Consider the following 3,255-nt stretch of genomic DNA (forward strand, 5'->3'; position numbering starts at 1 on the left):
ACTATTTCCATGATATACAACTAATCCTGGTCCAATTTTTGCATCTAAACCACAATCTACTTTTATTTTATAAAATATCTTTGATATTTTCGCTGAAATAACATTATATTCTCTAACTCTAAGATAAAATATATTTCTAAACACATAATTATATACTAATAAATAATGAAGTTTCATACAATTACTTTTTAATAACCTAGGATGCAATTCTTTAGCAATATTCAAAGTGGTATCTCTTTTCATATCTGCATTTAAATTTGTTTTATCTTTTATCAATAAATATATTATAAATATAGGTATACTTCTTGGAATATTTATAAAAATAACAATATAATCATATATTTTTCTTAAAATTGACATAAATAAACTCCTTCTCATTAACCTATTAAAATAATTATTGTTAATTAAAATCTAGTCTCACCATCATGAGCCAATATAGACACACTATCCAACTCCTCAATCACTCTAAGTCTATCCATAAGCTCCTTCTCCTTCTCAGTCCTAATCTCAACAATCATATCTATCCCTTGCTTAGTCAAATTCTTAGACTTAACCTTATAAAACTGAGTACACTCCTTCACAACAGCCATCACATCATCCTCCACATCATAATTCTCACTATTGAAAATCAACAAATAAGGAGCTCTCTTAACTGGGACTTTCTCCAAAATCAATATAGCAAGTGTTACAACCACGCACAAAATAAGCGCCAATCCATACAACCCAGAACCGCATATTATCCCTTCACCAATTGACCAAAATAAAAACAATAAGTCCATCGGATCCTTAATAGCAGTACGGAATCTGACAATAGATAATGCCCCTACCATACCTAGAGATATTACCAAACTTGACTGCATCCCTAAGATAATACCAGTAGTTATAATAGACATCACTGCCATAGTTATATTAAAAGTCTTTGAATAAAAAGCTGTCTTAGTAACCACTCGGTACACTAAAAATATATACCCTGCTATCAAACAGCATATAAATAACGCAAATATCATCTGTTTGTACGACATTTGTGATGAAGCTAGTAATAAATTTATAAGTTTTTCTTTCATGTTCTAATGTTCCCCCTACTCTATCTTTTGCTTAATAAATCTCCTAAATAGAACTTAGAAAAAGCTGTTCTCTCCAAGTTTCCAAGTTCCAATACCTGCGCTATATAATCAGGTATAAATTCGTCGTATTTGACCTCTAGGACGTGTTGTCCCTTGTCTTGAATAGGCACCAAATTTATCCTATCCTCTAAAAAATCCTTTATATCCTTAGAATAAGAAATATTCCTGTCTAACGTAACTCTCACATTTCCAAGCGGATACGTAAAAGCAGTTCTCTCATACTCTATTATAATCCTTGGCTTCATATTGTACATACTCATTTCTATATACAATAATTTTAGTGGCTTAGGAGCATTTTTGTCGAAATCTATTCTTTTTCCTGAGAGAATTTTCTCGCATAGCTCCTGAGAAATTTGACAAGAATCCTTGTGAGTTTTTCCTCTGTTTTTGTATTTGACCTCCAAACGTATCATTTCCTTTGGATTGTCGTATACTCTTATTCTAAATTTCTTCCTGTTATCAATTCCTATCTCATTTTCAGTGTAAGCAGTTTCGTAGTAATCATCGAAGTACAGACTTCTTATCCTATATGAATTACCTTTTTGATGCGAATCAAGTTTCATAATAGGTCTAAGTCTGTGCTCTATGATTTTTAACTCTGCTGCTGAACATATGTATTTGTATTCGTTGCGGTATTCTAGCATTAGTTGCCCCCTGTATCGTCGTCTAAGTATTTTAGAAATTCACCATCTAGGTATTCTAATCTTTGTCTGATGAAGATTTCTATGAATTTGTTGTCTGTTGAGTAGCCTCCATCTGGCCATCTTTCGTGTTCTCTTTCTCTGGCGCCGCTTTCTGTTACTTCGTCGTATAGTTTATTTGCGTAGTTCACTAGCGATTCTGTTTCTAAAAATTCTTTTCTTAAGACTTTCCATTTTTGAGCTACCTTACTTCTAAAATTTCCCACATTATTTTCCCATAAACGCTTTTCTAAATATATTTTTAAAAATGATGATTTATCTTGGCATAATAAATTATTGCTATATTTTATATTATAATTTACCCATAATTTTGAATTATCATCCCAATGAGCTCCCCAAGTCAAATCAAGATCCCATGGAATTTTTGTAAGTTTATTACTATTGTAATCGTAACTTAAAACTGTGTTTTTCCAAGTGCCATCGATATTATATATTAATTCTGATAAAATAAAATAATCTACACAATTATCAATATTTATATACTCTAAGATATTTTTATTAAACCTTTCATCATCAGAATAATATACTATATCAATAAAATTTTTTAATGGCTCCCAATTTGTTTTATTTACATCTTTTGGATAAACAATTTCAATGCCACCATTTTTAGTATAATCGTCATTAAAACTACTTATTAAAGGAACTCTATGATCAGATATTTTATAGATAAAATCATTTTCTTGTTTAATATTTAATGTATATTCATTTATTACCTCTCCCAATCCATATAAACCATAATACCTATCATTTATAAATAATTCTACATAGTTCATATCTATATTATTATTATTTTTTTTATTTATATGTTTCCATGACTCTAAACTCAACATATCTCTTATTTTAGAGTTGTCTTCATATAAGGAATTTAACGCAAAAATTTTATTTCCATTAAATCCCAAAAAGTTATTTATTATTATATCGTCTCCTGTTTTAGGATCAATAAATTTTATTGAATAACTTTTTTTATCATAATATGAACTTGATAAACCTCTAATTTTAAATTTAGCTTTTCTTTTAATAAAATTTAATTCCATTTTATTTGTCTTATTATCAAAAATGCTAATATCTCCATATGTATAATTATTTGATATTAATTCTTTCTTTCCATCATTATAATAAAGTTCTATATTTATAATGGGAAAGTAGGTTAAGCAAATATTGTATATTTTATATTTATTTTTATTATATGCAATAAGCTTGATTCTATTTTCACTAATATTTGCAACTGATTTAACAATAGTATTTTTATTATAAAATATATCAAAATCTTCTTTTCCATCACATTTAGAAATATAATAAACATTTTTATTAGAATCGTATGGTATTTCATTATTTTCATATTTTAAATCTATTAAATCATATTTTGTTTCATTTCTATTCTTTTTTATATTTTCAAATTCTTTATTATCAATATTACTTACATTTTTTAT

The 3,255-nt window shown here is 27.7% G+C and carries 4 protein-coding genes; all 4 read right to left on the reverse strand.

What is annotated here, in order from left to right; all coding sequences use genetic code 11:
- A partial coding sequence (locus SPD90_RS12055) for a hypothetical protein (RefSeq protein ID WP_320925390.1) occupies positions 1 to 360 on the reverse strand: 360 nt, incomplete at its 3' end.
- A gap of 44 nt (positions 361 to 404) precedes the next feature.
- Complete coding sequence (locus SPD90_RS12060; protein WP_320925391.1) at positions 405 to 1,064, reverse strand: DUF4956 domain-containing protein; 660 nt, start codon at positions 1,062 to 1,064, stop codon at positions 405 to 407.
- 20 nt (positions 1,065 to 1,084) lie between these two features.
- On the reverse strand, positions 1,085 to 1,768 hold the full coding sequence (locus SPD90_RS12065) for a polyphosphate polymerase domain-containing protein (protein ID WP_320925392.1): 684 nt from the start codon (positions 1,766 to 1,768) through the stop codon (positions 1,085 to 1,087).
- Positions 1,768 to 3,255 (reverse strand): CotH kinase family protein (locus tag SPD90_RS12070; protein ID WP_320925393.1); only part of this gene is annotated, 1,488 nt, incomplete at its 5' end. The genes SPD90_RS12070 and SPD90_RS12065, both read right to left, overlap by 1 nt.

This window comes from Intestinibacter sp. (genome assembly GCF_034113885.1).
Taxonomy (GTDB): Bacteria; Bacillota; Clostridia; order Peptostreptococcales; family Peptostreptococcaceae; genus Intestinibacter.